2 protein-coding genes are annotated in these 2,227 nt (G+C 59.7%); both read left to right on the top strand.

The features are described from left to right. The first annotated feature begins 337 nt into the window (after window positions 1-337). Window positions 338-1,345, top strand: coding sequence for a Hint domain-containing protein (locus BKY26_RS00010; protein ID WP_071688346.1), 1,008 nt, complete (start codon window positions 338-340; stop codon window positions 1,343-1,345). A 420-nt stretch (window positions 1,346-1,765) separates the two neighbouring features. Next, a partial coding sequence (locus tag BKY26_RS20465; protein ID WP_211267981.1) for a Hint domain-containing protein occupies window positions 1,766-2,227 on the top strand: 462 nt, incomplete at its 3' end.

The raw sequence follows: 2,227 nt of genomic DNA, 5'->3' as shown, positions 1-2,227 counted from the left end.
GAACATGGCGGCGTCCTGCACTACGTGCTGCGCAATCTGGCGAAGTCGTAACTCCCGTAGGGTGGGCAGTTTGCCCACCTTGCCTTTCAACATCCCGAAACCCCGGCCATCGCGCCGGGGTTTTGTCGTTTTCTGCCGATGGGTGGAAGGTGGGCAAACTGCCCGCCATACGCTTGCAAAAACTCTGCACCGGGCCTGGCACGAGTGAGGGCAGAGAGGCCCACCTACAGCGTGTCGCGCACCAAAAGAACTGGCCAACACCGCCAAAGCATCCCATAACCAATTGACACAAGAGCTCTTCCTTACCTCTATAGAGGCAACCAAGACGGGGGCAACCATGGCCATCATCATTACCGAAGTCGTCCTGGACGCTGCGGGCAACATCGCAATTGAGCTTCACAACAACGGTGCCACCGCCGCTGACATCAGCGGGCTGCGCGTTGATCTGGGCAACTTTGCCGTTAGTACTGGCGAAACCATTCCAGCTGCGACATCGATTCCAGCGGGCGGCTTTTACACCATTGGAATGTCGGCCTTTTCCGGTCTGGACCAGACGACGACATTTGGCGGCGCAATAGGCCCCTACCAGTTCGTGTCGCTGGGTGATTTTAATGGCTCAGGCACCTATGTCGATCACTTTGGGCAGTATATCGGCATTAATTCGTTCTCCAACGATACAGTCTATGAGAGCTCCGAAAGTCGCGCGGCAGACAGTTCCGGCAACGACAATTTCGCCGACTTTACTGCAACCGCGGGCGCCGCGAACAACACACTTGGGTACTGCTTTCTCAAAGGGACCATGATCGCCACCCCAGGTGGTTCCCGCGCAGTCGAGGACCTGACCCGGGGCGAACTGGTTTTGGCAGAGGACGGGCGCGTTGTTCCCGTCAAATGGATCGGCCGCCAGACCGTTTCCACCCGCTTCGGTCCCGCCGAACGTTTGATGCCGGTGCGGTTTGCCGCCGGATCTCTTGGCGATGGTTTGCCGCATTCTGACCTGACGGTCACGACAGATCACGGAATGCTGGTCGATGGCGTGATCTGCCACGCGGGCGCTCTGGTGAACGGGACGACGATCACGCGGGTGCCTCTGGCCGAGATGGGGAAGACCTACACGGTCTACCATGTGGAAACCGAGGAACACGAGGTCATCCTCGCCAACGGCGCCCCGGCGGAGACCTTCATCGACAACGTCTCTCGCCGGGTCTTCGACAACTTCGCCGAGTTCGAGGCGCTCTATGGCGATGTGCCCGAGATGGAGGAACTGCCTTACCCCCGCGCCATGAGTGCACGGCAGGTGCCGGGGCGGATCCGCCGGAAGGTCATAGGCTCTCAAGCCGCCTGATCCCCCCAATTCGCAGGGCCCCGAGCGGACCTGCTGGCGCGGATATATCCTTGCAAAGCTATTGAGCTCGACCGCGCGTCAAGGCGCAGTCGACGCCATGGTGTGACCGTTGATCTGGCCAAACCGTCGCGGGCGCGCGTAAATTATTGACAAATCAAACAGTATCACCTGAAATCACCCTTGGACCCAGTCTCAAGGCGCTTCGGCCTGCGTCAGCCCATGCACCCGGCCGCGTCCGATATTGAGCCGCAACAAGAGGTGGTGCCTTGGCGGATTTCTTCGTTTCAAGACTCGCTCCGTTCGGTGTCCAAGACGGACCCTTCGGCGTCATTCCGGCCCCGCCGTTGACGGGGTCCCGGCAGGCCGGTGCTCGAGCAATGCATGCGGCCAATCCCGTCCACCTGAATCGAGGTATTATTGATGGCTGATCTCGTCTTCCCGGTGTCCACCTTCATCACGGCCTATAGCAGTTCCGGGTCGGTGTCATGGTGGGCAGCTTCGGTACCCCAGCCCTTCGAGACCATTTTCCGCGAGACGACATCGGCGAATTCGATCTTCGATACGACCGAGACCCTTGAGGTCCTCGAAGGCGGAGTTTCGAAGGGCAACGCGACATATGCCGGGACAGTCACCCATCTCGGTGTCGAGTACCCAGCATTCAACATGCCGAATGGACAACTCCTGGTCTACGGCGTGTCGCTCACGCAACCGGACTACCCCGACATCGCATCCCTGAACCTCGATACGTCCGAATACCCGTTCTGCTTTCTCGCCGGAACGGCCATTGCCACACCGGACGGCCCGGTCGCAGTTGAAAGGCTGTGCATCGGCGATCTGGTCCTCACGTTCGATGGCCACTGGGTTCCGGTGAAATGGATCGGT

The sequence above is a fragment of the Nioella sediminis genome (assembly GCF_001879695.1).
Classification (GTDB): Bacteria; Pseudomonadota; Alphaproteobacteria; order Rhodobacterales; family Rhodobacteraceae; genus Nioella; species Nioella sediminis.
This window is presented reverse-complemented; position numbering and strand designations above follow the sequence as displayed.